Raw genomic sequence first — 24,708 nt, forward strand, 5'->3', positions numbered from 1 at the left:
TCCGTGCTATGCACAGGCCCGCGCCGGCGGGCCTGCTCCTAACAGTAAGAGTCAGCCCCTATAGGGATAGAACATCATGAACTTACACGAATATCAGGCAAAACAGCTGTTTGCCCGCTATGGACTGCCAACGCCGGTGGGGTACGCCTGCAGTACGCCGCGTCAGGCGGAAGAGGCGGCCTCTAAAATCGGCAGCGGCCCCTGGGTGGTCAAGTGCCAGGTGCACGCCGGCGGGCGGGGTAAGGCGGGCGGCGTGAAGTGCGTGGAGAGTAAAGAGGCGATCCGCGCCTTCGCCGAACAGTGGCTGGGTAAGCGGCTGGTGACCTACCAGACGGATGCCCAGGGGCAGCCGGTGCGCCAGATTCTGGTGGAGGGGGCGACCGAGATCGCGCGCGAGCTGTATCTGGGGGCGGTGATCGATCGCAGCTCCCGGCGCGTGGTGTTCATGGCGTCGACCGAGGGGGAGTGGAGATTGAGCAGGTGGCGCAAAAGACGCCCCACCTGATCCACCGGGTGGCGCTCGATCCGCTGACCGGGCCGCAGCCCTATCAGGGGCGCGAGCTGGCGTTTAAGCTGGGGCTGAGCGGTAAGCAGGCGCAGCAGTTTGGCCAGATTTTCATCGGGCTGGCGACGCTGTTTTTGCAGTGCGATCTGACCATGGCGGAGATCAACCCGCTGGTGATCACCCCGCAGGGGGATCTGCTGTGCCTGGACGGTAAGCTGGACGTCGACAGCAACGCCCTGTTCCGCCAGCCGGCGTTGCGCGAAATGGAGGATCCCGAGCAGAACGATGCGCGTGAGGCGCATGCGGCGCAGTGGGAGCTGAACTACGTCGCGCTGGAGGGCAACATCGGCTGCATGGTGAACGGCGCCGGCCTGGCGATGGGCACCATGGATATCGTCAAGCTGCACGGCGGCGCGCCGGCCAACTTCCTGGACGTGGGCGGCGGCGCCACCAAGGAGCGGGTGACGGAGGCGTTTAAGATCATCCTGTCCGACGAGCACGTTAAGGCGGTGCTGGTCAATATTTTCGGTGGCATCGTACGCTGCGACCTGATCGCCGACGGCATCATCGGCGCCGTGGCGGAGGTGGGCGTTCACGTACCGGTGGTGGTGCGCCTGGAGGGCAATAACGCTGAGCTGGGCACCCGAATACTGGCCGACAGCGGCCTGAACATCATTGCGGCCACCAGTCTGACGGATGCCGCGCGCCAGGTGGTTAGCGCCGTGGAGGGGAAATAATGTCGATACTGATCAATCATGAAACCCGGGTCATCTGCCAGGGCTTTACCGGCAGCCAGGGGACATTCCACTCCGAGCAGGCGCTGGCCTACGGTACCCGCCTGGTGGGCGGGGTAACGCCGGGCAAGGGGGGCAGCGAGCATCTCGGCCTGCCGGTATTCAACACCGTGCACGAGGCGGTCTCGGCGACCGGCGCCAACGCCAGCGTGATCTATGTCCCTGCGCCGTTCTGTAAAGACTCCATTCTGGAGGCGATAGACGGCGGTATTTCGCTGATTATCTGTATTACCGAGGGGATCCCGACGCAGGATATGCTGGTGATCCGGGCCAAGCTGGATCAGAGCCCTGGGGTGCGGATGATCGGCCCGAACTGTCCGGGGGTGATCACGCCGGGCGCCTGTAAGATCGGCATTATGCCGGGGCATATCCACCAACCGGGGCGTATCGGGATCGTTTCCCGTTCGGGAACATTGACCTACGAGGCGGTGAAGCAGACCAGCGACGTCGGGCTGGGGCAGTCCACCTGCGTCGGTATCGGCGGCGATCCGATCCCCGGCTCCAGCTTTATCGACATTCTGGCGCTGTTCCAGGCCGACCCGCAGACCGAGGCCATCGTGATGATCGGCGAGATCGGCGGCAACGCGGAGGAGGAGGCGGCGGCCTATATCAAGGCGCATGTGACCAAGCCGGTGATCGGCTATATCGCCGGGGTGACGGCGCCCAAGGGTAAGCGAATGGGCCATGCCGGGGCGATTATCGCCGGCGGCAAGGGCACCGCGGATGAGAAGTTTGCCGCCCTGGAGGCCGCAGGGGTCGTCACGGTGCGCAGCCTGGCCGATATCGGTCAGGCTGCGCTGCGGGCTCTGGCCTGACGCAGCGAGCCGCGCGATACGGGCCACCGGCGGGTGGCCTTTTTTATTGTCCTAATAGATGACAAATGAAATATTACCGCGCCGGAAAGGGATCCTCGACGGCGGAATATATCACTCCAACTCATAGTTAAACAGTTTTCTCTATATTATTTAACATGATCCGTACATTTTACCGCACTCACTAATTGATTGAATTTTGCGCTCTTTGATCTAATTTGGCGCTGTAAATAATGCTTGTAATGTAATTTTTTGTTAATCTTGCGACAGATCAATATTCGCGAGCGCTGTATATGTAGGCAAATATTGACCTAACAATGGAAATCCAAGCAGCGTCACGTAAAAAGTGATTTATTGTGTCTGGCTGTGAGGGTAATATTTGTCAGACTGTAATACATGGTCAGACCTATTGTTATATTTGTTATCTTTTTTCGGTTCTTAGTCGCGAACGTTTTCTGCGCTATGCTTGCTAAAGCGGCGCTGCCGCGGAGAGCGTAGGCCGTTAAGAATTGGGACAGGGTGCATTTGTGGGTGAAGGGCATTCATTGCTGGTTGTTATGTGACTTCCGTAAAAACGGAAGCCGGGTTGCCGCAAGTCGGAGTCTTCCTGCGAGGAGCAAGGAGTCAAGATGTTTGATATTGTCGAACTGTCGCGTTTACAGTTTGCCTTAACGGCGATGTACCATTTCCTGTTTGTCCCGCTAACGCTGGGGATGGCGTTTTTGCTGGCCATCATGGAAACGGTATATGTGCTGACCGGCAAGCAAATCTATAAAGATATGACCAAGTTCTGGGGTAAGTTGTTCGGTATCAACTTCGCCCTGGGGGTCGCTACCGGTTTGACCATGGAGTTCCAGTTCGGGACCAACTGGTCGTACTACTCTCACTACGTCGGCGATATCTTCGGTGCGCCGCTGGCCATCGAAGGGCTGATGGCGTTCTTCCTTGAGTCTACCTTCGTCGGGCTGTTCTTCTTTGGCTGGGATCGCCTGGGCAAAGTGCAGCACATGATGGTGACCTGGCTGGTCGCGCTGGGTTCCAACCTCTCCGCGCTGTGGATCCTGGTGGCCAACGGCTGGATGCAGAACCCGATCGCCTCCGACTTTAACTTTGAAACCATGCGCATGGAGATGCTGAGCTTCTCCGAGCTGGTGCTAAACCCGGTCGCCCAGGTGAAGTTTGTGCACACCGTCTCCGCCGGCTACGTCACCGGCGCCATGTTCATTCTGGGCATCAGCGCTTACTATCTGCTGAAGGGCCGTGACTTCGCCTTTGCCAAGCGCTCGTTCGCCATCGCCGCCGCCTTCGGTATGGCGTCGGTGATCGCGGTGAGCCTGCTGGGCGATGAGTCTGGCTATGAGATGGGCAGCGTGCAGAAGACCAAGCTGGCGGCCATTGAGGCCGAGTGGGAAACCCAGCCGGCACCGGCCTCCTTCAACCTTATCGCCCTGCCGGATCAGCAGACGGAGAGCAACCGCTACGCGATTGAGATCCCCTATCTGCTGGGCCTGATCGCCACCCGCTCTCTCGATCAGCAGGTCATCGGCCTGAAAGATCTGATGAAGGAGAACGAGGGGCGCATCCGTAACGGGATGAAGAGCTACCAGCTGCTGCAGGAGCTGCGCACCGGCAATACCGATCCGGCGGTGCGCGATGCCTTTAACCACAGCAAGCAGGATTTGGGCTACGGTCTGCTGCTGAAGCGCTATACCGATAACCCAGCTCAGGCCAGCGACGAGCAGATCGCCAAGGCAACCAAAGACTCCATTCCGGAGGTGGCGCCGCTGTACTTTGCCTTCCGTATCATGGTCGGCTGCGGCGTGCTGATGATGCTGCTGATCCTGGCGTCGTTCTACAGCGTAGTGCGCGGGCGCATCGGCGAGAAGCGCTGGCTGCTGCGCGCGGCCCTGGTGGGGATCCCGTTGCCGTGGATTGCCTGTGAGGCGGGCTGGTTCGTGGCCGAGTATGGCCGTCAGCCGTGGGCGATCAACGATGTGCTGCCGACGGCGGTCGCCAACTCGTCGCTGACCACAGGTGATCTGTGGTTCTCGATCATTCTGATCTGCGGTCTGTATACGCTGTTCCTAGTCGCTGAGCTGTATCTGATGTTCAAGTTTGCCCGCCTGGGGCCGAGCAGCCTGAAGACCGGTCGCTATCACTTTGAACAGACGAATGCGGTAGACGCACGGTAAACAGGAGTCCACACTATGTTCGAATATGAAGTATTGCGCTTTATCTGGTGGCTGCTGGTCGGTGTGCTGCTGATCGGATTTGCGATCACCGATGGTTTTGATATGGGGGTCGGGATTCTCTCCCGTATCCTCGGTAAAACCGATACCGAGCGGCGGGTGATGATTAACGCCATCGCGCCGCACTGGGACGGTAACCAGGTATGGCTGATCACCGCGGGCGGCGCGCTGTTTGCCGCCTGGCCGATGGTATACGCCGCCGCCTTCTCCGGCTTCTATGTGGCGATGATCCTGGTGCTGGCCGCCTTGTTCTTCCGCCCGGTGGGCTTTGACTACCGCTCTAAGATTGCCGATCCGCGCTGGCGTAACATGTGGGACTGGGGCATCTTCATCGGTAGCTTCGTGCCGGCGCTGGTCTTTGGCGTGGCGTTCGGTAACCTGCTGCAGGGCGTGCCGTTCCATATCGATGAGTATCTGCGCCTGTTCTATACCGGCAACTTCTTCCAGCTGCTCAATCCGTTTGCCCTGCTGGCCGGCGTGGTCAGCCTGACCATGCTGCTGGTGCAGGGGGCGGCCTATCTGCAGATGAAGACCGCCGGTGAACTGCGCCTGCGCGCCCGCGCCACGACGCAGATCTGCGCGCTGGTGATGATGGTGGCCTTCCTGCTGGCTGGGGTATGGCTGGTGAAGGGGATCGATGGCTATCTGGTGACTTCGATTCTTGACCATGCGGCGCCGTCCAACCCGCTGCATAAAGAGGTGGCGCATCAGGCCGGCGCCTGGCTGGTGAACTTTGATGCGCATCCGATCCTGTGGCTGATTCCGGCGTTGGGCGTGGTGCTGCCGCTGCTGACTATCCTGACCTCCCGTCTGGATCGCTGCGGCTGGGCATTCCTGTTCTCCTCGCTGACCATCGCCTGCGTGATCCTGACCGCCGGTGTGACCATGTTCCCGTTCGTGATGCCGTCCATCACCAACCCGAACATGAGCCTGACCATGTGGGACGCCACCTCCAGCCTGCTGACGCTGAAGGTGATGACGATTGTGGCGATCATTTTTGTACCTATCGTGCTGCTGTACACCCTGTGGTGCTACTACAAGATGTTTGGCCGACTGGACAAAAACTTTATCGAAGACAATAAACACTCACTGTACTGATCCGCTGGGGAGCTTAAGCATGTGGTATTTTGCCTGGATTTTGGGAACGCTTATGGCCTGCTTTTTCGCTATCATCACCGCGATGGCGATTGAGAATCGCGAGAGCAAGGCGGCACAAGACGGTAAATGATGACCGGACTGGCAGACAGGCTGTATAGCCTGATGGATAAGGGCCCGCTGCGGGCCCTCTCCCTGATTCTGGCGCTGGCGCTGGCGGGCTGTATCTTTTGGGATCCGACCCGCTTTGCGGCGAAAACCAGTTCGCTGGCGATCTGGCAGGGGCTGCTGCTGATGTGGGCCGTCTGCAGCGGCGTGGTGCACGGGGTCGGATTCCGTCCCCGCCGTCTGCGCTGGCGCGGGTTCTTTTCGCCGCTGCCGGCGCTGATCCTTCTGATCGCCGGACTGCTGTTCTTCTTCCGCTGAGATCGGGGCCGCCGAGCGGGACGAGGCAGCCGACGCCGCCCGGAGCACGGCGCTATCAGACGCGCGGAGGCGGGTCCGCATCAAGCGCCGTCCGCCTATCGATAAGTCAGTGATCGTTCACTTCCATTATGGGTCATCCGTCGACCCATAATTATTTTAGCTCTCAGGTTTCTCCCCCATTCCAAACCCCATTTCAGTTGCGTATAGTATCCGCGTTGTTTAGCTATACTGGGATGTAGAGTGAGTCATATGGTATTCCAATGGCCGGTACGGGTGTACTTTGAGGACACCGATGCCGGGGGTGTAGTCTATCACGCACGCTACATCGCCTTTTATGAAAGAGCGCGCACGGAGATGCTGCGTCAACATCATTTTAGTCAGCAACAGTTGCTGACTGAGCATGTCGCTTTTGCGGTCCGTCGCATGACCGTGGACTATTTGGCTCCCGCCCGCCTGGACGATCTGTTGGTGGTGGAGAGCGAGATTTCCGCGCTGCGGGGGGCTTCCCTTACGTTTGCGCAGCGCATTGTCAATTCTGACGGTCTGGTTCTCAGCCGGGCCGATGTGCTGATTGCATGTATCGATCAAAATCTAATGAAGCCGATTGCGCTTCCAAAGTCTATTGTCGCGGAGTTTAAGCAGTGACTGACATGAACATTCTGGATTTATTCCTGAAAGCAAGCCTGCTGGTAAAGCTTATCATGCTGGTATTGATATGCTTTTCGGTTGCCTCCTGGGCGATCATTATCCAGCGTACTCGCATCCTGAATGCGGCTACGCGTGATGCCGAGGCTTTTGAGGATAAATTTTGGTCCGGCATCGAGCTGTCCCGTCTGTATCAGGAAAGCCAGACCCGGCGCGATGCCCTGAGTGGCTCCGAGCAGATCTTCTACTCCGGATTTAAGGAGTTTGCTCGCCTGCACCGCATGAATAGCCATGCGCCGGAAGGGGTGATCGAAGGGGCATCGCGCGCGATGCGCATTTCGCTCAACCGGGAGATCGAGGCGATGGAGAACCACATTCCGTTCCTGGGCACCGTCGGTTCTATCAGCCCTTATATCGGCCTGTTCGGTACCGTTTGGGGGATTATGCACGCCTTTATCGGTCTGGGCGCCGTGAAGCAGGCGACGCTGCAGATGGTGGCGCCGGGTATCGCCGAAGCGCTGATCGCGACGGCGATCGGTCTGTTCGCCGCGATCCCGGCCGTGATGGCCTATAACCGCCTCAGCCTACGGGTGAATAAGCTGGAGCAGAACTATGAAAACTTCATGGAAGAGTTCATCGCTATTCTGCACCGCCAGGCCTTTGCCGCTGACGGCAAGTAAGTTGAGGATAGCATGGCAAGATTAGGTGGACGGCGCGATCTCAAGTCGGAAATCAATATCGTTCCGCTGCTCGACGTGCTGTTGGTGCTGGTGCTGATCTTCATGGCGACGGCGCCGATTATTACGCAAAGCGTTGAGGTGGATTTGCCGGATGCGACGGAGTCGAAAACCGTCAGCACCAACGATCACCCGCCGGTGATCGTGGAGGTCTCCGGAGTAGGGCAGTATGCGGTGGTGGTGGATCATAACCGCATGGAGCAGCTGCCGCCGGAGCAGGTGATCGCCGAGGCGCAGGCGCAGCTCAAGGCCGACCCGAAAACGGTGTTTCTGATCGGGGGAGCCAAAGAGGTACCGTACGATGAAATTATTAAGGCGCTCAATTTATTACATCAGGCCGGAGTCACCTCCGTGGGACTGATGACGCAGCCGATTTAAGGGATTCGCCGCCGCGTAGCGTAAGCAGACATGCAGCCTGTATGGGCTGCGTGTCTTTGTTTTACAGCGCGGCGGGTAGTGGCCCGGCACGGCAGGATCTTGGAAGCGACTAGCGGTTGGAATCGAATTGTGGGAAATGCTACTGAGCAAAAAGATAAGCTGAATCGCTCTGTCATCATCTCGGTGATTTTGCACATTGTCCTGATCGGCCTGCTGATTTGGGGCTCCCTGATGCAGGATAACCCGATGAGCGAGGGCGGTGACGGCGGCGGCGGCGGCTCGGCGATCGACGCGGTGATGGTGGATCCGAATGCGGTCGTGCAGCAGTACAACCGCCAGCAGGAGCAGCAGAACGCGGCCCAGCGCGCGGAGCAGCAGCGTCAGCAGAAAGCGGAAAAGCAGGCGCAGGAGATGCAGCGTAAGCAGGCGGAAGAGCAACAGCGCCTGAAGGCGCTGGAGAAAGAGCGTCTGCAGGCGCAGGAAGATGCCAAACAGGCGGCGGAAGAGGCCAAGCAGGCGGCAGAAGAGGCGAAGAAGGCCGCCGCGCTGGCGGTGCAGCAGGCGAAGGAAGAGGCGGCGAAAGCGGCCGCCGAGGCCAAGAGACAGGCCGAGGAAGAGGTGAAAAAAGCCGCCCTTGCCGCGAAGAAACAGGCTGACGAGGCGGCGAAGAAGGCCGCAGAAGAGGCGAAGAAGGCCGCCGACGCCGCGAAGAAGCAGGCGGCGGAAGAGGCGAAGAAAGCGGCGGAGGCTAAGGCCGCGGCGGACGCGAAGGCGGAGGCCAAGGCGAAAGCGGCGGCAGAGGCTAAGGCGAAGGCCGATACCGAGGCCAAGGCCAAGGCCGACGCCAAGAAAGCCGCCGAGGCGAAGAAGAAGGCGGCCGCCGCGAAGCAGGCTGACGAGGTGGACGATCTGTTTGGCGGCCTGGCGTCGTCGAAGAACGCGCCGAAAGGCACCGCCAACGGCGGCACGCCCGGCAACAGCGGCAAGGCGGGCCCGGACGGCAAAGGCAATAGCAAGGCTTCCGGCGCCTCCGGCGCAGAAATTAGCGGCTATGGGAATCAAATTAGAAGCGCAATCATGGCGAAGTTTTATACTGATCCAAGCTATGCTGGAAAAACCTGCGATCTGCGCATCAAGCTGGCGCCCGATGGCCTGCTGCTCGATGTGAAGGCGGAAGGGGGCGATCCGGCGCTGTGCCAGGCGGCGCTCTCCGCCGCGCGTCAGGCGCGCTATCCCAAGCCGCCCAGCGACGCGGTGTACCAGGTGTTTAAAAATGCGCCGGTGGTGTTCCAGCCGCAGTGATGAACTCGGCGCCGCGGCGGCGATCGGCGGATCGTTATCGGATTCGGCCGATGGACTTCTGCGGCGGCATGTAGTGTTGTTGATATTGATTTGTTAAAATTCTGCTAATTTATCGTGGCCAGAGGGTCGGATAAGGGAGATAAGATGAAGCAGGCGTTTCGTTTGATGGTGGGGCTTCTCGTCCTGTGGGCCAGCGTGCTCCATGCCGAAGTCCGAATCGTGATAACCCAAGGGGTAGACTCTGCCCGCCCGATTGGCGTAGTTCCCTTTAAGTGGATGGGGCCGGGCGCGGCGCCGGAGAATATCGGCGGAATCATCGCCGCCGATCTGCGCAACAGCGGTAAGTTTAACCCGATCGATGCCAGCCGGATGCCGCAGCAGCCGTCGACGGCCGCCGAGGTCACCCCGGCCGCCTGGACGGCGCTGGGGATCGACGCCGTGGTGGTCGGTCAGGTGCAGCCTGGCGCGGACGGTAGCTATCTGGTCTCCTACCAGCTGGTGGATACCTCCGGGAACCCGGGCAGCGTGCTGGCGCAGAATCAGTATAAGGTGACCAAGCAGTGGCTGCGCTACGCCGCCCATACCGCCAGCGACGAGGTGTTTGAGAAGCTGACCGGTATCAAGGGGGCCTTCCGCACCCGCATCGCCTATGTGGTGCAGACCAACGGCGGTCAGTTCCCCTATGAGCTACGCGTGGCCGACTACGATGGTTACAACCAGTTTGTGGTGCATCGCTCCGCCGAGCCGCTGATGTCGCCGGCCTGGTCGCCGGACGGCAGCAAGCTGGCCTACGTGACCTTTGAGAGCGGCCGTTCGGCGCTGGTGATCCAGACCCTCTCTAACGGTGCGATCCGTCAGGTGGCCTCTTTCCCGCGCCACAACGGCTCCCCGGCCTTCTCTCCGGACGGCAGCAAGCTGGCGTTTGCGCTCTCCAAGACCGGCAGCCTCAACCTGTACGTGATGGATCTGGCCTCCGGCGCCATCCGTCAGGTGACCGATGGCCGCAGCAACAACACGGAGCCGACCTGGTTCCCGGACAGCCAAAACCTGGCCTTTACCTCTGACCAGGCCGGCCGGCCGCAGATTTATAAAATGAACATCAACGGCGGTGCCGCGCAGCGCCTGACCTGGGAAGGCTCCCAGAATCAGGATGCCGAAGTGAGCCCTGACGGGAAATTCCTGGTCATGGTGAGCAGCAATGCAGGCGCGCAGCATATCGCTAAACTGGATCTTGGAACGAATGCCACTCAGGTTCTGACGGATACGTTCCTGGATGAAACGCCGAGTATCGCGCCGAACGGCACCATGGTGATTTACAGTTCTACCCAGGGACTGGGCTCCGTGCTGCAGTTAGTATCGATAGACGGGCGTTTTAAAGCGCGTCTTCCGGCTACCGATGGTCAGGTTAAGTTCCCTGCCTGGTCGCCGTATCTGTGATGCATGAATAAAACTATACTTATATAAATTTAAAAGGATCAATAAGATGCAACTGAACAAAGTTCTCAAGGGGCTGATGCTGGTACTGCCGATCATGGCCGTGGCTGCCTGTAGTTCAAAGAAAAACACCAATGACGATCAGTCCGGTATGGGCATGGGCGCCAACGGTATGGAAAACAGCAGCAGCAATCTCTCTTCTGATGAACAGGCTCGTTTGCAGATGCAGGAGCTGCAGAAAAACAACATCGTTTACTTCGGCCTGGATAAATACGACGTGACGCCGGACTACATGCAGGAGCTGGATGCCCACGCGGCGTTCCTGCGCAGCAACCCGTCCTACAAAGTCACCGTAGAAGGCCATACCGACGAGCGCGGTACCCCGGAGTACAACATCGCGCTGGGCGAACGTCGCGCCAATGCGGTGAAGATGTATCTGCAGGGTAAAGGCGTTAGCGCCGATCAGATCGATATCGTTTCCTACGGTAAAGAGAAGCCTGCGGTACTGGGTCACGACGAAGCGGCATACGCTAAAAACCGTCGTGCCGTACTGGTCTACTAATTCTGTTACCTAGACGAGTAGCGAATGAGCAGTAACTTCAGACGTCATATGATGGGTCTGTCGTTACTGGTTGGCGTAGCGGCCCCCTGGGCCGCTACTGCCCAAGCGCCAATCAGTAGCGTCGGCTCCGGCTCGGTGGAAGACCGGGTGACCTCCCTTGAGCGTATTACCAACGCTCAGGGCCAGCTGTTGACTCAGCTTCAGCAACAGCTTTCCGATAACCAGCGTGATATTGACACCCTGCGCGGGCAGATCCAGGAAAACCAATATCAACTGAATCAGATCGTGGAACGCCAGAAACAGATCTATCAGCAGATGGACTCTCTGAGCAGCGGCAGCGCGGCTCAGGGCGCGGCAGCGTCTTCGACGGCAGCGACAGCACCCGCCCAGGCGGCGGAGGCCAGCGCGCCGGCGACGGCGACCCCACAGGCGGCCGCCAGCGGCGGTGACGCCAACGCGGACTATAACCGCGCCGTCGATCTGGTGCTGGTGAAGAAGCAGAACGATCAGGCGATTTCGGCTTTCCAGACCTTTATCAAACAGTACCCGGACTCCACCTATCAGCCCAACGCCAACTACTGGCTGGGGCAGCTGTTTTACAGCAAGGGGAAAAAGGACGATGCGGCCTATTATTATGCCGTGGTGGTAAAAAACTACCCCAAATCGCCCAAGGCCGCGGAGTCTATGTATAAGGTCGGCGTGATCATGCAGGAGAAGGGGCAGACCGATAAGGCCAACGCCGTTTACCAGCAGGTGATCAAACAATATCCGAACAGCGATGCGGCCAAGCTGGCGCAAAAACGCATGGGATAACCCTAAACGGGACGGAAATCAGGCGTATTGCCTGTTTTCCGCGCCCGGGTGTATGAAGCGCAAGCAATTGACCGGATTCTGAGAATTTTTGGTTGCGCTGTCGAGATAAATGGGTAATATATGCCGCCGTTGCCAAGACAAAGTGTAAACCGAGTCGCGGCGGCATTACGGAATGGGTCGTTAGCTCAGTTGGTAGAGCAGTTGACTTTTAATCAATTGGTCGCAGGTTCGAATCCTGCACGACCCACCATTTTCCCGATGAGAAATCGGTGTTTAGCGTGAAGGATAACATCGCCTGGCGATGGCCCATCAGGGCGAGGCGTAAGCCGCGTCATCCAGCACGACCCACCGCACATTCTGGTGAGTGACATTCTGTAATAGGCAGTAAACCACGGTGCGGGTCGTTAGCTCAGTTGGTAGAGCAGTTGACTTTTAATCAATTGGTCGCAGGTTCGAATCCTGCACGACCCACCATTCTCGCGATGAGAGATCGGTATTTAGCGTGAGGGATAACGTCGCTTGGCGATGGCATTATCATCCTGCACCAGCCGCCATTCCGAGGGTGAGGCACGGCGAGTAAGGTGTGGTAACACACGCATTTCTCAGGCTATCTTAGCCGTCTGGTTTTTCTGTTGGCACTACTCTGTAAGGGTCGTTAGCTCAGTTGGTAGAGCAGTTGACTTTTAATCAATTGGTCGCAGGTTCGAATCCTGCACGACCCACCATGATTTTGGGTGGCGAAACAGAGTAAGGTGACACATCGAGCGGGTCGTTAGCTCAGTTGGTAGAGCAGTTGACTTTTAATCAATTGGTCGCAGGTTCGAATCCTGCACGACCCACCATCATTCCTGATGCGTACCGGTGTATCCCGTCCAGGAGACTCCCCCGTTTCCTGTCGCGTCCATTCCGTGTCGAATGGCAACTAAATAGCGTTATCGTGTCGAGCGGGTCGTTAGCTCAGTTGGTAGAGCAGTTGACTTTTAATCAATTGGTCGCAGGTTCGAATCCTGCACGACCCACCATTCTCGCGATGAGAAACCGGTATTCAGCGTGTAAGGATACATCGCCTGGCGATGGCCCATCAGGGCGAGGCGTCAGCCGCGTCATTCCGCACGATCTCCGCGTTCTCCATCCGACGGCGACACTCTGCAATAGGCCGCACCTCACGACGCGGGTCGTTAGCTCAGTTGGTAGAGCAGTTGACTTTTAATCAATTGGTCGCAGGTTCGAATCCTGCACGACCCACCACTCTCCGCGATAAGAAATCGATGTTTAGCGTGCAGGACAGCACCGCTTGGCGATGGCCACTTAGGGCCGGGCGTCAGCTGCGTCACTCTGCGCGACCGATCATGCGCCGCGCCGGACCGTCCGCCACCCTTCGCTCCCTTATGCCGCACGCATGTTCCATCCTGGCTCGATGTCTCACCGATCGTGCGCTGCCGGCTTCGATTTCCCGCCCACCCAGCGAGCTTCGATATTTGCGCGCGGCGGCGGTGACGCCAGTGAATTAGTCTGTCGCTAAGCGCTTTCATCATTTTGATACTTCAAATGCACCGATTAATCTAGAGTGATATTTCGGAGTCGTTATTTTATTTATATATATCAATCAACTATATAAAACGGCGGCGATGGATCCCATCGTTTACAACGGCGTGAGAAAGCGGATAGATTGAAAAGTATCGCTATACGCCTTTTCTACGACACGATGGATGCACTATGAGCTATCAGAACGACGATTTACGGATTACACAGATCAAGGAACTGCTGCCGCCGGTGGCGCTGCTGGAGGCCTTTCCAGCCACCGCCTGTGCGGCCGGCACGGTGTCGCAGACCCGTAGCGCTATTCACCGAATCTTACAGGGGCAGGACGATCGCCTGCTGGTGATCATCGGCCCCTGTTCCATCCACGATCCGCAGGCGGCGAAGGAGTATGCCTCCCGCCTGCTGGCGCTGCGCAGCGCGCTGGCCGGCGAGCTGGAGATTGTGATGCGCGTTTACTTTGAGAAGCCGCGTACCACCGTGGGCTGGAAGGGACTGATCAACGATCCGCACATGGACGGCAGCTACTGCATCAACGACGGCCTGCGCAGCGCTCGTCGCCTGCTGCTGGAGATCAACGACAGCGGAATGCCAACTGCCGGGGAGTTTCTCGACATGATCACCCCGCAGTATCTGGCTGATCTGATGAGCTGGGGTGCCATTGGGGCGCGGACCACCGAGTCGCAGGTGCACCGCGAGCTGGCCTCGGGGCTCTCCTGCCCGGTGGGCTTTAAAAATGGCACCGATGGCACCATCAAGGTGGCTATCGACGCCATCAACGCCGCCGGGGCGCCGCACTGCTTCCTGTCGGTGACCAAGTGGGGACACTCGGCCATCGTCAATACCCGCGGCAACGGCGACTGCCACATTATTCTGCGCGGCGGCAAGAGCCCCAACTACAGCGCCGCAGACGTACAGGCGGTGAAGACGGGTTTGCGTCAGGCCGGTTTGCCGCCGCGGCTGATGATCGACTTCAGCCATGCGAACAGCAGCAAGCAGTTCAAGCGCCAGATGGCGGTATGCGAGGATGTCTGCGCCCAGATGGCCGCCGGTGAGCAGGCTATCATGGGGGTGATGATCGAAAGCCACCTGGTGGAGGGAAATCAGAACCCGGACGGCGGCAAGGCGCTGCGCTACGGGCAGAGCGTCACTGATGCCTGCATCGGCTGGGAGGACAGCGAGCGCGCCCTGCGTCAGCTGGCCGACGCGGTACGCGCGCGCCGGGCACGGCCGACCGCCTAGGCGCGTTGACCGCCGCGGGGCTCAGCGCCCCGCGGCGGCGTAAGCGGGGGAGGCGGCTAGCCCGCCTTGCCCTGATTGGCGACGGCGTCTTGGCGGGCGGCAATCTCGTCGGCGTCGCCAAGGTAGTAGTGGCGCAGCGGCTGCATATCGGCGTCAAACTCATACACCAGCGGAACCCCGGTCGGGATATTCAGCTCGACAATCTCGCTTTCGCTCAGGCGATCCAGGTGCTTGACCAGCGCACGCAGCGAATTGCCGTGGGCGGCGATGATGATCCGCTCGCCGGCGGCGATGCGCGGCGCGATCTGCTGCTGCCAATAGGGGATCACCCGCTCGATGGTGGTGGCCAGGCTCTCGGTCAGCGGGAGCTCGTCGGCGCTCAGGGCCGCATAGCGCGGATCGTGGCCGGGATAGCGGGGATCGTCCGGCGTCAGGGCCGGTGGGGTGATGGCAAAGGCGCGGCGCCACAGCTTGACCTGTTCGTCGCCGTACTGCTGCGCGGTCTCCGCCTTGTTCAGCCCCTGCAGGGCGCCATAGTGACGCTCATTGAGCTTCCACGATTTCTCCACCGGTAGCCACGGCTGATCGAGCTCATCCAGTACGTGCCACAGGGTATGAATGGCGCGCTTGAGCACGGAGGTGTAGGCGACGTCAAAGGAAAATCCCTGCGCCTTCAGAAGGCGGCCCGCCGCCAGCGCCTCCTGGCGCCCTTTCTCTGACAGTTCAACGTCGGTCCAGCCGGTGAAGCGGTTTTCCCGGTTCCATTCGCTTTCGCCGTGACGGACCAGAACCAGTTTGGTGACAGCCATAGTGAGACTCCTTAATTACGATTCTATAATGATAATTATTATCATTATGATGCGTGGAATGCAATGGCCCTGCGTGCGCCCGGCGCGCTTCTCGCCCGCGCCGCGCGATCTACTCAGTGTAGTTGATGCGCCGCCGCGACAGATCGCGATTCGGGCGATCGCCGGCGCCCGGCGTGGACGGGATCCTATCCGCCTCTCATTTTTGCCGCTTCGAGGTTTTTCCCCGGGGGATTGTTGATTATAGTTAACGGCTTGTTTCAATTGTTAACATTAAGGTCTGCTCCGCGCTCCGGCGTCCGGCACTGACTCCTCTCGGTATCGGGCCCCTCGGCGCCGAGCGGGGTAGATATGGCATCGATTCAGGATAGAGAGGTTCCACATGGAAGCAACCCCGTTGACCGCTGCAGTGGCCAGCCCGCCGTCGCAGCGGGGCTTAGTGATTATCGCGCTCGATATCGCGCTGCTGCTGCTGCTGCTGCTGCTCAATACCCTGCCTTTTGAGGAAAAAGCCAATATCGGCCTGGCGCTGACCGTGTTTATCGGCGTGCTGTGGCTGACGGAGGCGGTGCACGTGACCATCACGGCGCTGCTGGTGCCGCTGCTGGCGATCGGTTTTGGACTGCTGGACGCCGGCGGCGCGCTGAAGTCTTTTTCTAACCCGACCATCTTTCTGTTCTTCGGCGGCTTTGTGCTGGCGACGGCGCTGCACGTGCAGGGGCTGGATCGCCTGATCGCCAACCGGCTACTGCTGCTGGCCGGCGGGCGCATGGGGAGGGCGGTGTTGATGCTGTTCAGCGTCACCGCGGCGCTCTCCATGTGGATCAGCAATACGGCGACGGCGGCGATGATGCTGCCGCTGGCGCTGGGGATCCTGGCCAACCTGGATCCGGCGCGCGAGCGTAACACCTATGTGTTTCTGCTGCTGGGGGTCGCCTACAGCGCCAGCATCGGCGGCCTTGGCACCCTGGTGGGTAGCCCGCCCAACGCCATCGCCGCGGCGCAGCTGGGGGTCGACTTCCTCACCTGGATGAAGTTTGGCATCCCGGTGATGGTGGTGATGATGCCGCTGATGATGGGGCTGCTTTACCTGATACTGCGCCCTAACCTGAAGCACCGGGTAGCGCTGCAGGTGGAGACGCTGGAGTGGACCCTGCCGCGCCTGATTGCGCTGGTTATCTTTGGGCTGACGGTTTTCGGCTGGATCTTCAGCGTCCAGCTCAGCGCCCTGCTGGGCGGGATCAAGCAGTTCGATACCCTGGTTGCGGTGTCGGCCGCGGTGCTGATCGGCGCCACCGGCGTGGCCAGCTGGGAGCAGATCCAGCGCAATACGGAGTGGGGGGTGCTGATGCTGTTCGGCGGCGGACTGACCCTGAGCCTGATCCTAGAGGACTCCGGCGCCAGCGCTATCCTGGCGCGCGGCATGGCCGATATCTTTGGGCATAGCCACTGGTTTATCATTCTGCTGGCGGTGGCGACGTTCATCATTTTTCTGACCGAGTTTACCAGCAATACCGCCAGCGCCGCACTGCTGGTGCCAGTATTCGCGACCGTCGCCAAGGCGCTGGGCATGCCGGAGAGCCTGCTGACGCTGGTGATCGGGATCGGCGCCTCCTGCGCCTTCATGCTGCCCGTGGCCACGCCGCCGAACGCCATCGTGTTCGGCTCGGGCTATATCCGCCAGCGGGAGATGGTGCGGGTCGGCTTTTGGCTAAACCTGGTCAGCATCGTTGCGCTCAGCCTGTTCGCTTGGTTCTTCTGGCGCTGAGCGACCCCGTGCCCGCCAGCGCAGCGCGGACGACGGCGCCGTCGCGCGCGGCGCTGGTGCTCAGCGTAGCGTGAACTGATAGCGGGTAAAGGCCCGGTAGGTCTCGCCGGGCTGTAGCATGCAGTCGGGCTGCGGCCATTCCGGATGGTTGGGGCTGTCGGGTAAAAACGCGCTCTCCAGCGCCACGCCGGCATAGTCGGCGTAGTGGCCGCCGCGGCGGTCGGGGACGCCGGCCAGGAAATTCCCGCTGTAGAGCTGCAGCGCCGGGGCGCTGGTGTACAGTCGCAGGCTAACCCGGTCATCGGCGGCGCTCAGTATGGCGGCGGGATAGGCGCCGTCGGCGCAGCGTGCCTGCAGCAGGTAGGCGTGGTCGTAGCCCTTAGTTCGCCGCTGATCGGCATCCTTGAGCAGATCCTGCCCCAGCCGCTTGGCCTGGCGAAAATCCATTCCGCTGCCTGAAACAGGGGTCAGCGGCGCGCAGGGGATCCCCGTCTCATCCACCGGCAGGTAGCGATCGGCGTTCAGCTGCAGGCGCTGCGCCAGCGCGTCGGCCTGCGTCTCGCCGTCCAGATTAAAGTAGGCGTGGTTGGTCAGACCGACCGGGCAGGCGCGGTCGACGCTGGCCTGCCAGCGGATCTCGACCCGGTCGTCGTCGCTGAGGGTATAGCGGGTCTCCACGCGCAGGTTGCCGGGATAGCCCTGATCGCCGTCGGGTGAGTCCAGCCGGTAGGTCACCGAGCGCGCATCGCAGGCGACCCGCTGCCAGCGGCGCTTGTCAAACCCCTGCGGGCCGCCGTGCAGTTGATTGACGCCCTGGCTGGGCTGAAGCACGACGGTTTGCCCCTGGCGGGTATAGCGGGCGTGGGCGATCCGGTTGGCGTAGCGTCCCACGGTGGCCCCCAGAAAGGCCTGTTGCTGCGGGTATTGCCCGGCGCGCTGGCAGCCGAGCAGCACCTCGCGCGCCTGACCGTCGGGCAGCGCCAGGCGACAGGAGAGCCAGGTCGCCCCCCAGTCCATCAGCAGCAGCGTGCTGCCGCGGGCGTTGTGCAGCGCGGTGAACTGAAAGGGGGCGCCGTCCGGCGCGGTCTCATACGCGGGCTGTGGGGTTAACATACGCTGGCTCCCGCGGAGGGCTGACAGACATAGAAGGTTTCCCGTAGGCCGGTGCGGTCGGCGTAGTCGCGGGCGACAGCCGCGCGCACCGGCTCGACCAGCGTCTGCGGCATCAGCGCGACGACGCAGCCGCCGAAGCCGCCGCCGGTCATACGCACGCCGCCGCGATCGCCGATGACCCCCTTGACGATCTCGACCAGGGTATCGATGGGGGGAACGGTGATGGCGAAGTCATCGCGCATGGAGGCGTGGGACGCGGCCATCAGCTCACCCATCTGTACCAGATCGCCCGCGGCGAGTGCGTCGGCCGCCTGCAGCGTACGCTGGTTTTCGCCGATCACGTGGCGCGCGCGGCGGGCGGTCAGTGCCGGAAGCCCGTGGGACTCGGCGGCGAAGCGCTGCGGGGTGACGTCGCGCAGGGCGTCGACGCCAAAGAAGTGCGCCGCCGCTTCGCACTGCTGGCGGCGGGTGTTGTATTCGCTGTCGACCAGCCCGCGCTTGACGTTGGAATTGATGATCACCACCGCGGCCTCCGGCGGCAGCGGCACCGCACGGGTGGTCAGGGAGCGGCAGTCGATCAGCAGGGCGTGCTGCGCCTGTCCAAGGGCGGAGATCAGCTGATCCATGATACCGCAGTTGCAGCCGACGAAGCGGTTTTCCGCCTCCTGGCCGTTGAGCGCCAGGGCGACGCCGTCCAGCGGCAGCTGATATAGCGCCTGCAGCGCCTGGCCTACGGCGACCTCCAGCGAGGCGGAGGAGCTGAGTCCCGCCCCCTGCGGCACGTTGCCGCTGATCACCATATCGATGCCGCCGACGCCGTCGCAGCGCTGCTGCAGGTGTTTTATCACCCCGCGGACATAGTTGCTCCACATCATATCGTCACGGGCGACTATGGGCTGATCGAGGCTGAAGCTGTCCTGCTGGCCGTCGTAGTCGGCGGCGATGACGCGCACGCGCCGATCGCGGCGCGGCGCACAGCTGATGACGGTTTGGTAGTCGATGGCGCAGGGCAGCACAAAGCCATCGTTGTAGTCGGTGTGCTCACCGATCAGGTTGACCCGTCCCGGCGCCTGCACGCACAGCGTCGGCGCATAGCCAAACTCACGGGTAAACATGTCACGGGTCACGGCAATCAGATCATGGAGGCGCATGGGTGTTCTCCTCTCGGGGTCAGGCTTGGCTAAAGTGGACGTCGCTGACGGCGCGCAGGCGTTCGGCCGCCTGCTCCGGCGTCAGATCGCGCTGGGTTTCTGCCAGCATTTCATATCCCACCATAAACTTGCGCACCGTGGCGGAGCGCAGCAGGGGGGGTAAAAGTGGGCGTGTAGCTGCCAGTGTTCGGCCTCATCCTGGCCAAAGGGGGCGCCGTGCCACCCCATGGAGTAGGGGAACGCGCAGTGGAACAGGTTGTCGTAGCGGCTGGTCAGCTTTTTCAGCGCCAGCGCCAGATCGCCGCGCTGCGCCGCATCGATATCGGGCAGACGCAGCAGGTGCTGCTTAGGCAGCAGCAGGGTTTCGAACGGCCAGGCGGCCCAGTAGGGCACCACCGCCAGCCAGTGGCGGGTTTCCACCACGGTGCGGCTACCGTCATCCCGCTCGCGCTGCAGATAGTCGAGCAGCAGCGGACGGCGATGGCGGACAAAGTAGTCGCGCTGCAGCCGATCTTCGCGCGCCGCCTCGTTGGGCAGGAAGCTGTTGGCCCAGATCTGGCCGTGCGGGTGGGGATTCGAGCAGCCCATGGCCGCGCCTTTATTCTCAAAGACCTGCACCCAGGGATAGCGGCTGCCCAGCTCGGCGCTCTGCTGCTGCCAGGTTTCGATCACCGCCTCCAGCGCCGGCAGCGTCAGCTGCGGCAGGGTCTTGCTGTGGTCGGGTGAGAAGCAGATCACCCGGCTGGTACCGCGTGCGCTGGCGCTGCGCATCAGGACGTCATCGCTGTGCGGTGCATCGGGGGTGTCGGGCATCAGGGCGGCAAAGTCGTTGGTAAACACATGGGTCGCGCGGTAGTCCGGGTTGCGATCGCCGGTCACGCGCAGATTGCCCGGGCACAGGTAGCAGTCGGGATCGTGCGCCGGCAGGGCCGCCGCCGCCGGCGTCTCCTGGGCTCCCTGCCAGGGGCGCTTGGCGCGGTGCGGTGACACCAGCACCCACTGATCGCTGAGGGGGTTGTAGCGGCGGTGCGGATGATCCGCCGGATTAAAGGGAATGCTCATCGCCACGCTCCTTACTGTGGGTAACCGGTGGGGTTCTGTGACTGCCAGCGCCAGGTGTCCTCGGCCATCTCCTGCAGCGTGTGGCTGACCCGCCAGTTCAGCTCGCGCTCGGCCTTGGCGGCGTCGGCCCAGTAGGCGGGCAGATCGCCCTCCCGGCGTGGGGCAAAGCGGTAGGGCAGCGCCTTACCGCAGGCGTGGCTGAAGGCGTCCACCACCTGCAGAACGCTGTAGCCGACGCCGGCGCCGAGGTTGTAGATGTGCACGCCGGGACGCTGGGTCTTGGCCTGCAGCGCCGCCAGATGGCCGTCGGCCAGATCCATCACGTGAATGTAATCGCGTACGCCGGTGCCGTCGGGCGTCGGGTAGTCGTTGCCGAAAATGGCTAGGGCGTCGCGGCGGCCGATGGCCACCTGGGAGATATAGGGCATCAGGTTATTGGGGATCCCCTGCGGATCCTCGCCCATTAGGCCTGAGGGGTGGGCGCCGACTGGATTGAAGTAGCGCAGCAGGGTGACGCTCCACTGCGGCGCCGCGCGCTGCAGATCCTGCAGGATTTGCTCCACCATCAGCTTGCTGCGGCCATAGGGGCTGGCGGGCATGCCGGTGGGCATGGTTTCGATATAGGGGACCTGGGGCTGTTCGCCGTAGACGGTGGCGGAGGAGCTGAAGATGATGTTATGCACGCCGGCATCGCCCATGGCCTCCAGCAGGATCAGCGTACCGCCGACGTTATTGTCGTAGTAGGCCAGCGGCTGCTGCACCGATTCGCCGACGGCCTTCAGGCCGGCAAAGTGGATCACGGCGTCGATGGCCTGTTCGGTAAAGATGCGCTTGAGCAGCGCCCGATCGCGAACATCCCCCTGATACAGCCGCGGGCGTGCGCCGGTCAGGGTGGCGATGCGATCCAGCACGCTAGCCTTGCTGTTGCTCAGATTATCGAGGATGACCGGCGTGTGGCCCGCCTGCAGCAGCTGGACGCAGGTATGGCTGCCAATGTAACCGCTTCCCCCGGTGACTAATACAATCATGTTGGACTCCCAGTGCGATGCTAGTGGCAGAAAGGTAGCATGCATGAGGGCTTGAAAAGGTGATCTGTGCGGTAAAAATGGAATCGTTTACACCAAGGCGATAAACGCCGCTCTCCAATGAAAATGGCGTGATGGCAGCATTGGAGACAGCGCGCAGGCTATGAAGGAATTCGGTTTGTGGTATCGCTTACATAGCCGCGCCGGCGCCTCGCTCTCGATGGCTTAGGGCTGATAGAGCGGGTAGGTAAAGAACAGCAGGTGCAGCATATTCAGGGCGAAGTGGAACAGGGTGGCCACCCACAGACGCCCGCTCCATTGCCAGGCCAGGCCGTAAATGATCCCGGCGAGCGTGGCGAAGATGACCAGCAGCAGGCCGCCGCTCAGGTGGCTTAGCCCAAACAGAACGGCGCTTATCGGCAGCGCAATCCATGGCCCCAGCCAGACGCCCAGGCGCTGTTGCAGGTAGCCGCGAAACAGCGCCTCTTCCGCCAGGGAGACAAACAGCAGGTTGATAATGGCGAAGAGCGGTGTCCAGGCGGGCCAGTGTGGTTCAATGCGCAGGCCGCCCAGCGCTACGGCCAGCAGCAGCAGGGCCGGTACGCTGAGCAGCAGGACGCCCCAGCGCCACGGCGCAACGGGGGGCACGCCGGGACGGCGCAGCAGCGTGGGGTAGAGCGCCAGCAGCAGCAGCGGCACCAGCGACTTATCCAGGTTGGCATACAGGGTAAACGGGGCGCTGTGTGGCCCGGCGCTCACCCGATCCAGTAACAGCGGGTTGTGAAAGCCGGGAAAAGCGTGTGTGTAGAGGGCGATAATGCCAAGGAGAAGCGCGATCTCACTGATGCCACGCCAGCGCGGAGACAGACGCTGGCGCAGCGATAGCAGCAGCGCCATGAGCGCCAGCATGGCGATGGCCGGCAGCGTGATGAACCCCTGCTGCGCAAGGAGCAGGACAGCGCATCCGGCCAGCAGAAAGGCGACGCGCGGCGCCAGCGCCAGCAGCGCCGGCGGCAGTAACATGATCCACCACATAATACTCCCTCAGGTATTGTTAATAATTGTCGTCATTTGTTTTTTATCATGTTAACACGGCGGGGTAAACCGCCGTTAAATGCCGGGTCGGGCTGACCGGGAGAGGGGCGCCGGGGGACGCGGCGCGTTACGCGAGGGTGGCGATAATGACCCGATCGGCGTTAAACAGGGCGTTGACCGGCATGCCGACGCTCAGGTGCAGCTGGCTCATGGTGCGGTTATCGACGGTGGCGCACAGGGTTTCTCCGCCGGGCAGCGCGATCAGCACCTCGCTGTTGTCGCTGCCGGCCTGAATATGGCTGACCAGGCCGCTCAGCGCATTGTCGGCGGCGCCGCACAGGGCGTTGTCGGTGCACAGGCGGATCCAGGGCGCCTTGATCAGCACCAGCACCTCTTTACCCGGACGCAGCGCCAGACGACGGGCGCTCTGGGCGGTTACGGCGGCGCGCAGACGGGTCTTACCGTCCGCCAGTTGCACCAGCAGATGCTGCTGGACCGACTCCTCGCCGCGCTCGATGACGGTGCCGAAAAACTGGTTGCGGGCGCTGGTCTGCAGGGAAAAGCGAGCGATCGCCGCCAGCAGGCTGTCGAGGGGCAGATCGTCGGTTTTCAGCACGTCGAAGGCCTTCTGCTGGATTTGCCCCAGCAGATCGTACAGCGCAATCAGGCGCTCGCCGTAGCGGGTCAGCCGGGCGCCGCCGCCCCCTTTGCCGCCGGTGGCGCGTTCGACGATCTCATCGTCCGCCAGCTGGTTCATTTCGTTGATGGCATCCCAGGCGCTTTTATAGCTGATCCCGGCCAGCTTGGCGCCCTGACTGATGGAGCCGGTATGGCGCACCTGCTTGAGCAGCTCGATGCGGCGCGGATCGGCAAACAGGCGATCCTGTAGTTTAAGGGTGAGTAAAATATCGGCTTGCATGGCGGCTCCTCGCATTGACGCTCCCTCTATTGTGGCCGATCCGGCGCCCGTCAGGCAAACCGCGCGTATCGCACGGATTGAACAATGCCAAACGCCATCGGCTAGGTTACACTATGAAGCAGGATACTGCCTTTTTGGCGCCGCTTGCGGCGAAGTCAACGGTAGGGTTAGCGCACTGCGCATATCAACGGAGAGTTAAGTCAGCCATGTTTGAACTGCTGAAGAGTCTGGTTGTCGCCGCCATCATGGTACCCGTGGTGATGGCGATTATTATGGGGCTAATCTGGGGGATGGGGGAGCTGTGTAACCTGATCTCCGCCTGGGGCCACCCGGAAGAGAAAGAGTCCTGATCCCCGCAGCGCGACGTACCCATGTGGGGTGCCTATCGCGCCGCTGTGTTTCCGACATCGCCCGGCAAAGCCGGGCGATGTGCTGTCTGGCGCTGCCACTTTCCATCCGCCGCGGAGGCTGCCGTGTTTTCCGATGATCAACTGCATGATATCAACCTGATCGCCCGTTTTTTGGCCTGCGATGCGTTCGCCGGGGCGCGGCCCGCCGTCGGCAGCGCCGATCTGTTGGTGCTGTTGGGTAACGCCCTGCTGCCGACCGCCTGGCGCAGCTTTGACGCCGTACGCGCCGGCGTGGCGCCGCGGCTGCTGATCGCCGGCGGGATTGGCCACTCCACGCCGCTGCTGTACCAGGCGCTGGCCGATGAGCCGGCGGCTGGCGGACTGGCGACGGCGGGGCAGGCCGAAGCCCCGCTGCTGGCGGCGTTGGCCCTCCGTCAGGGGCGGCTGGCACCGTCGCAGATCTGGCTGGAGAGCGCGTCGACCAACTGCGGGGAGAACGCGCGCTTTGCCCGCGCGCTGCTACAGGAGAAGGGGGCGACGCCGTCGCGTCTGCTGCTGGTGCAGGATCCCCTGATGCAGCGCCGCACGCTGGCAACCTTTCAGCGGGTTTGGCAGGACTGTCCCGCGGTGCAGTTTACCAGCTGGCCGACCTTTGTGCCCCGCCTGGAGCGCGGCGCCGGCGGGGTGACGATCGCGGGGGCCCCCGGCGCCCTGTGGTCGCTGGATCGCTTTATGTCGCTGCTGCTGGGGGAGATCCCGCGCCTGCGCGACGATGCGCGAGGCTACGGGCCGCGCGGGCGCGACTTTATCGCCCACGTTGCCATTCCCGACGCGGTGGAGGCGGCCTTTACGCGGGTGGCGGCGTCGCTGGGCGAGCGCTATGGCTTTCGTCCGGCCTGAGTGCGCCGCCGGGCGATGCCCCGGCGCCGTGCGGGCGCCTAAATGC

At 61.6% G+C, this 24,708-nt stretch carries 22 protein-coding genes, 6 tRNA genes and 2 pseudogenes; 23 read left to right on the plus strand and 7 right to left on the minus strand.

Annotation, left to right across the window (positions count from 1 at the left end; genetic code table 11):
• Nucleotides 1-76 precede the first annotated feature (76 nt).
• The 20 genes and pseudogenes from sucC to aroG all read left to right on the plus strand — a co-directional run bounded on the left by sucC (nucleotide 77) and on the right by aroG (nucleotide 14,533).
• A pseudogene (gene sucC / locus QY76_RS07600) lies at nucleotides 77-1,242 on the plus strand (ADP-forming succinate--CoA ligase subunit beta).
• The gene (gene sucD / locus QY76_RS07605) at nucleotides 1,242-2,114 is read left to right on the plus strand and encodes a succinate--CoA ligase subunit alpha (protein ID WP_045427866.1); all 873 of its coding nucleotides are present in this window, start codon (nucleotides 1,242-1,244) and stop codon (nucleotides 2,112-2,114) included. Before sucC ends, sucD begins: the two are co-directional and overlap by 1 nt.
• A 626-nt stretch (nucleotides 2,115-2,740) precedes the next feature.
• Complete coding sequence (gene cydA, locus QY76_RS07610; RefSeq protein ID WP_034164218.1) at nucleotides 2,741-4,303, plus strand: cytochrome ubiquinol oxidase subunit I; 1,563 nt, start codon at nucleotides 2,741-2,743, stop codon at nucleotides 4,301-4,303.
• A gap of 15 nt (nucleotides 4,304-4,318) precedes the next feature.
• Nucleotides 4,319-5,458, plus strand: coding sequence for a cytochrome d ubiquinol oxidase subunit II (gene cydB / locus QY76_RS07615; protein ID WP_034164219.1), 1,140 nt, complete (start codon nucleotides 4,319-4,321; stop codon nucleotides 5,456-5,458).
• Nucleotides 5,459-5,477: 19 nt separating this feature from the next.
• Nucleotides 5,478-5,588: a cytochrome bd-I oxidase subunit CydX gene (cydX, locus tag QY76_RS17835; protein ID WP_071844137.1), complete on the plus strand. Its 111-nt coding sequence runs from the start codon at nucleotides 5,478-5,480 to the stop codon at nucleotides 5,586-5,588.
• Nucleotides 5,588-5,881 carry a cyd operon protein YbgE gene (gene ybgE, locus QY76_RS07620; protein ID WP_034164274.1) on the plus strand — a complete coding sequence of 98 codons (294 nt, stop codon included), beginning with the start codon at nucleotides 5,588-5,590 and terminating at the stop codon, nucleotides 5,879-5,881. Before cydX ends, ybgE begins: the two co-directional genes overlap by 1 nt.
• A gap of 249 nt (nucleotides 5,882-6,130) precedes the next feature.
• Nucleotides 6,131-6,526, plus strand: a complete 396-nt coding sequence (gene ybgC / locus QY76_RS07625; protein ID WP_034164220.1) for a tol-pal system-associated acyl-CoA thioesterase — start codon at nucleotides 6,131-6,133, stop codon at nucleotides 6,524-6,526.
• Nucleotides 6,523-7,206 carry a Tol-Pal system protein TolQ gene (gene tolQ / locus QY76_RS07630; RefSeq protein WP_034164221.1) on the plus strand — a complete coding sequence of 228 codons (684 nt, stop codon included), beginning with the start codon at nucleotides 6,523-6,525 and terminating at the stop codon, nucleotides 7,204-7,206. Before ybgC ends, tolQ begins: the two co-directional genes overlap by 4 nt.
• Nucleotides 7,207-7,218: 12 nt before the next feature.
• Nucleotides 7,219-7,641 (plus strand): colicin uptake protein TolR, encoded by a 423-nt coding sequence (gene tolR, locus QY76_RS07635; RefSeq protein WP_012849402.1) that lies wholly within the window; start codon nucleotides 7,219-7,221, stop codon nucleotides 7,639-7,641.
• Between the two features lie 129 nt (nucleotides 7,642-7,770).
• Entirely contained in the window at nucleotides 7,771-8,943 is a 1,173-nt protein-coding gene (gene tolA / locus QY76_RS07640; protein WP_045427862.1) for a cell envelope integrity protein TolA, read from the plus strand.
• A 144-nt stretch (nucleotides 8,944-9,087) separates the two neighbouring features.
• A complete protein-coding gene (gene tolB, locus QY76_RS07645) occupies nucleotides 9,088-10,380 on the plus strand; it encodes a Tol-Pal system beta propeller repeat protein TolB (protein ID WP_012849400.1) in 1,293 nt (430 codons plus the stop codon).
• Nucleotides 10,381-10,426: 46 nt separating this feature from the next.
• On the plus strand, nucleotides 10,427-10,939 hold the full coding sequence (gene pal / locus QY76_RS07650; protein ID WP_012849399.1) for a peptidoglycan-associated lipoprotein Pal: 513 nt from the start codon (nucleotides 10,427-10,429) through the stop codon (nucleotides 10,937-10,939).
• Between the two features lie 24 nt (nucleotides 10,940-10,963).
• Nucleotides 10,964-11,752, plus strand: a complete 789-nt coding sequence (gene cpoB, locus QY76_RS07655) for a cell division protein CpoB (protein ID WP_045427859.1) — start codon at nucleotides 10,964-10,966, stop codon at nucleotides 11,750-11,752.
• Between the two features lie 174 nt (nucleotides 11,753-11,926).
• Nucleotides 11,927-12,002: transfer RNA gene (locus tag QY76_RS07660), tRNA-Lys, on the plus strand.
• A gap of 148 nt (nucleotides 12,003-12,150) precedes the next feature.
• Nucleotides 12,151-12,226 (plus strand) — tRNA-Lys (locus QY76_RS07665).
• Nucleotides 12,227-12,401: 175 nt separating this feature from the next.
• Nucleotides 12,402-12,477: transfer RNA gene (locus QY76_RS07670), tRNA-Lys, on the plus strand.
• Between the two features lie 41 nt (nucleotides 12,478-12,518).
• Nucleotides 12,519-12,594 (plus strand) — tRNA-Lys (locus tag QY76_RS07675).
• A gap of 104 nt (nucleotides 12,595-12,698) precedes the next feature.
• A tRNA-Lys gene (locus QY76_RS07680) sits at nucleotides 12,699-12,774 on the plus strand.
• Nucleotides 12,775-12,924: 150 nt separating this feature from the next.
• Nucleotides 12,925-13,000: transfer RNA gene (locus QY76_RS07685), tRNA-Lys, on the plus strand.
• A gap of 468 nt (nucleotides 13,001-13,468) precedes the next feature.
• Nucleotides 13,469-14,533 (plus strand): 3-deoxy-7-phosphoheptulonate synthase AroG, encoded by a 1,065-nt coding sequence (gene aroG, locus QY76_RS07690; protein WP_034164224.1) that lies wholly within the window; start codon nucleotides 13,469-13,471, stop codon nucleotides 14,531-14,533.
• A 56-nt stretch (nucleotides 14,534-14,589) separates the two neighbouring features.
• On the opposite strand, the gene gpmA is transcribed toward aroG, so the two are convergent.
• Nucleotides 14,590-15,342: a 2,3-diphosphoglycerate-dependent phosphoglycerate mutase gene (gene gpmA, locus QY76_RS07695; RefSeq protein ID WP_034164225.1), complete on the minus strand. Its 753-nt coding sequence runs from the start codon at nucleotides 15,340-15,342 to the stop codon at nucleotides 14,590-14,592.
• 379 nt (nucleotides 15,343-15,721) lie between these two features.
• Here gpmA and QY76_RS07700 point away from each other — a divergent pair, with 379 nt between their 5' ends.
• The gene (locus QY76_RS07700) at nucleotides 15,722-17,107 is read left to right on the plus strand and encodes a DASS family sodium-coupled anion symporter (RefSeq protein ID WP_045428244.1); all 1,386 of its coding nucleotides are present in this window, start codon (nucleotides 15,722-15,724) and stop codon (nucleotides 17,105-17,107) included.
• A gap of 60 nt (nucleotides 17,108-17,167) precedes the next feature.
• Here QY76_RS07700 and galM read toward each other — a convergent pair whose 3' ends face one another.
• The 6 genes and pseudogenes from galM to modE form a co-directional block, all read right to left on the minus strand.
• Nucleotides 17,168-18,220 carry a galactose-1-epimerase gene (galM, locus tag QY76_RS07705; protein WP_045428241.1) on the minus strand — a complete coding sequence of 351 codons (1,053 nt, stop codon included), beginning with the start codon at nucleotides 18,218-18,220 and terminating at the stop codon, nucleotides 17,168-17,170.
• On the minus strand, nucleotides 18,214-19,371 hold the full coding sequence (gene galK / locus QY76_RS07710; RefSeq protein ID WP_034164227.1) for a galactokinase: 1,158 nt from the start codon (nucleotides 19,369-19,371) through the stop codon (nucleotides 18,214-18,216). Before galK ends, galM begins: the two co-directional genes overlap by 7 nt.
• Before the next feature lie 19 nt (nucleotides 19,372-19,390).
• Nucleotides 19,391-20,433 (minus strand): annotated as a pseudogene (gene galT, locus QY76_RS07715) (galactose-1-phosphate uridylyltransferase).
• A gap of 11 nt (nucleotides 20,434-20,444) precedes the next feature.
• On the minus strand, nucleotides 20,445-21,461 hold the full coding sequence (gene galE / locus QY76_RS07720) for a UDP-glucose 4-epimerase GalE (RefSeq protein ID WP_034164229.1): 1,017 nt from the start codon (nucleotides 21,459-21,461) through the stop codon (nucleotides 20,445-20,447).
• A gap of 222 nt (nucleotides 21,462-21,683) precedes the next feature.
• Complete coding sequence (locus QY76_RS07725) at nucleotides 21,684-22,493, minus strand: CPBP family intramembrane glutamic endopeptidase (protein WP_045428238.1); 810 nt, start codon at nucleotides 22,491-22,493, stop codon at nucleotides 21,684-21,686.
• Between the two features lie 127 nt (nucleotides 22,494-22,620).
• Nucleotides 22,621-23,412 carry a molybdenum-dependent transcriptional regulator gene (gene modE / locus QY76_RS07730; RefSeq protein ID WP_034164231.1) on the minus strand — a complete coding sequence of 264 codons (792 nt, stop codon included), beginning with the start codon at nucleotides 23,410-23,412 and terminating at the stop codon, nucleotides 22,621-22,623.
• Nucleotides 23,413-23,618: 206 nt separating this feature from the next.
• On the opposite strand from modE, the gene QY76_RS17840 reads away from it, so the two are divergent.
• Complete coding sequence (locus tag QY76_RS17840) at nucleotides 23,619-23,762, plus strand: AcrZ family multidrug efflux pump-associated protein (RefSeq protein ID WP_012849388.1); 144 nt, start codon at nucleotides 23,619-23,621, stop codon at nucleotides 23,760-23,762.
• Nucleotides 23,763-23,885: 123 nt separating this feature from the next.
• Nucleotides 23,886-24,662 (plus strand): YdcF family protein, encoded by a 777-nt coding sequence (locus QY76_RS07740; RefSeq protein WP_034164232.1) that lies wholly within the window; start codon nucleotides 23,886-23,888, stop codon nucleotides 24,660-24,662.
• The last annotated feature ends 46 nt before the right edge of the window (nucleotides 24,663-24,708 follow it).

Origin of the sequence: Edwardsiella sp. EA181011 (assembly GCF_000800725.1) — a bacterium.
Classification (GTDB): domain Bacteria; phylum Pseudomonadota; class Gammaproteobacteria; order Enterobacterales; family Enterobacteriaceae; genus Edwardsiella; species Edwardsiella anguillarum.

Excerpts from the sequence above, each read along its gene's own strand:
- aroG (WP_034164224.1), top strand. The coding sequence starts at position 13,469 with ATGAGCTATCAGAACGACGATTTACGGATTACACAGATCAAGGAACTG.
- modE (WP_034164231.1), bottom strand. The coding sequence starts at position 23,412 with ATGCAAGCCGATATTTTACTCACCCTTAAACTACAGGATCGCCTGTTT.
- cydX (WP_071844137.1), top strand. The coding sequence starts at position 5,478 with ATGTGGTATTTTGCCTGGATTTTGGGAACGCTTATGGCCTGCTTTTTC.
- tolR (WP_012849402.1), top strand. The coding sequence starts at position 7,219 with ATGGCAAGATTAGGTGGACGGCGCGATCTCAAGTCGGAAATCAATATC.
- ybgE (WP_034164274.1), top strand. The coding sequence starts at position 5,588 with ATGACCGGACTGGCAGACAGGCTGTATAGCCTGATGGATAAGGGCCCG.
- QY76_RS17840 (WP_012849388.1), top strand. The coding sequence starts at position 23,619 with ATGTTTGAACTGCTGAAGAGTCTGGTTGTCGCCGCCATCATGGTACCC.
- ybgC (WP_034164220.1), top strand. The coding sequence starts at position 6,131 with ATGGTATTCCAATGGCCGGTACGGGTGTACTTTGAGGACACCGATGCC.
- QY76_RS07725 (WP_045428238.1), bottom strand. The coding sequence starts at position 22,493 with ATGTGGTGGATCATGTTACTGCCGCCGGCGCTGCTGGCGCTGGCGCCG.
- tolB (WP_012849400.1), top strand. The coding sequence starts at position 9,088 with ATGAAGCAGGCGTTTCGTTTGATGGTGGGGCTTCTCGTCCTGTGGGCC.
- gpmA (WP_034164225.1), bottom strand. The coding sequence starts at position 15,342 with ATGGCTGTCACCAAACTGGTTCTGGTCCGTCACGGCGAAAGCGAATGG.
- pal (WP_012849399.1), top strand. The coding sequence starts at position 10,427 with ATGCAACTGAACAAAGTTCTCAAGGGGCTGATGCTGGTACTGCCGATC.
- galE (WP_034164229.1), bottom strand. The coding sequence starts at position 21,461 with ATGATTGTATTAGTCACCGGGGGAAGCGGTTACATTGGCAGCCATACC.
- galK (WP_034164227.1), bottom strand. The coding sequence starts at position 19,371 with ATGCGCCTCCATGATCTGATTGCCGTGACCCGTGACATGTTTACCCGT.
- sucD (WP_045427866.1), top strand. The coding sequence starts at position 1,242 with ATGTCGATACTGATCAATCATGAAACCCGGGTCATCTGCCAGGGCTTT.
- cydA (WP_034164218.1), top strand. The coding sequence starts at position 2,741 with ATGTTTGATATTGTCGAACTGTCGCGTTTACAGTTTGCCTTAACGGCG.
- cpoB (WP_045427859.1), top strand. The coding sequence starts at position 10,964 with ATGAGCAGTAACTTCAGACGTCATATGATGGGTCTGTCGTTACTGGTT.
- galM (WP_045428241.1), bottom strand. The coding sequence starts at position 18,220 with ATGTTAACCCCACAGCCCGCGTATGAGACCGCGCCGGACGGCGCCCCC.
- QY76_RS07700 (WP_045428244.1), top strand. The coding sequence starts at position 15,722 with ATGGAAGCAACCCCGTTGACCGCTGCAGTGGCCAGCCCGCCGTCGCAG.
- cydB (WP_034164219.1), top strand. The coding sequence starts at position 4,319 with ATGTTCGAATATGAAGTATTGCGCTTTATCTGGTGGCTGCTGGTCGGT.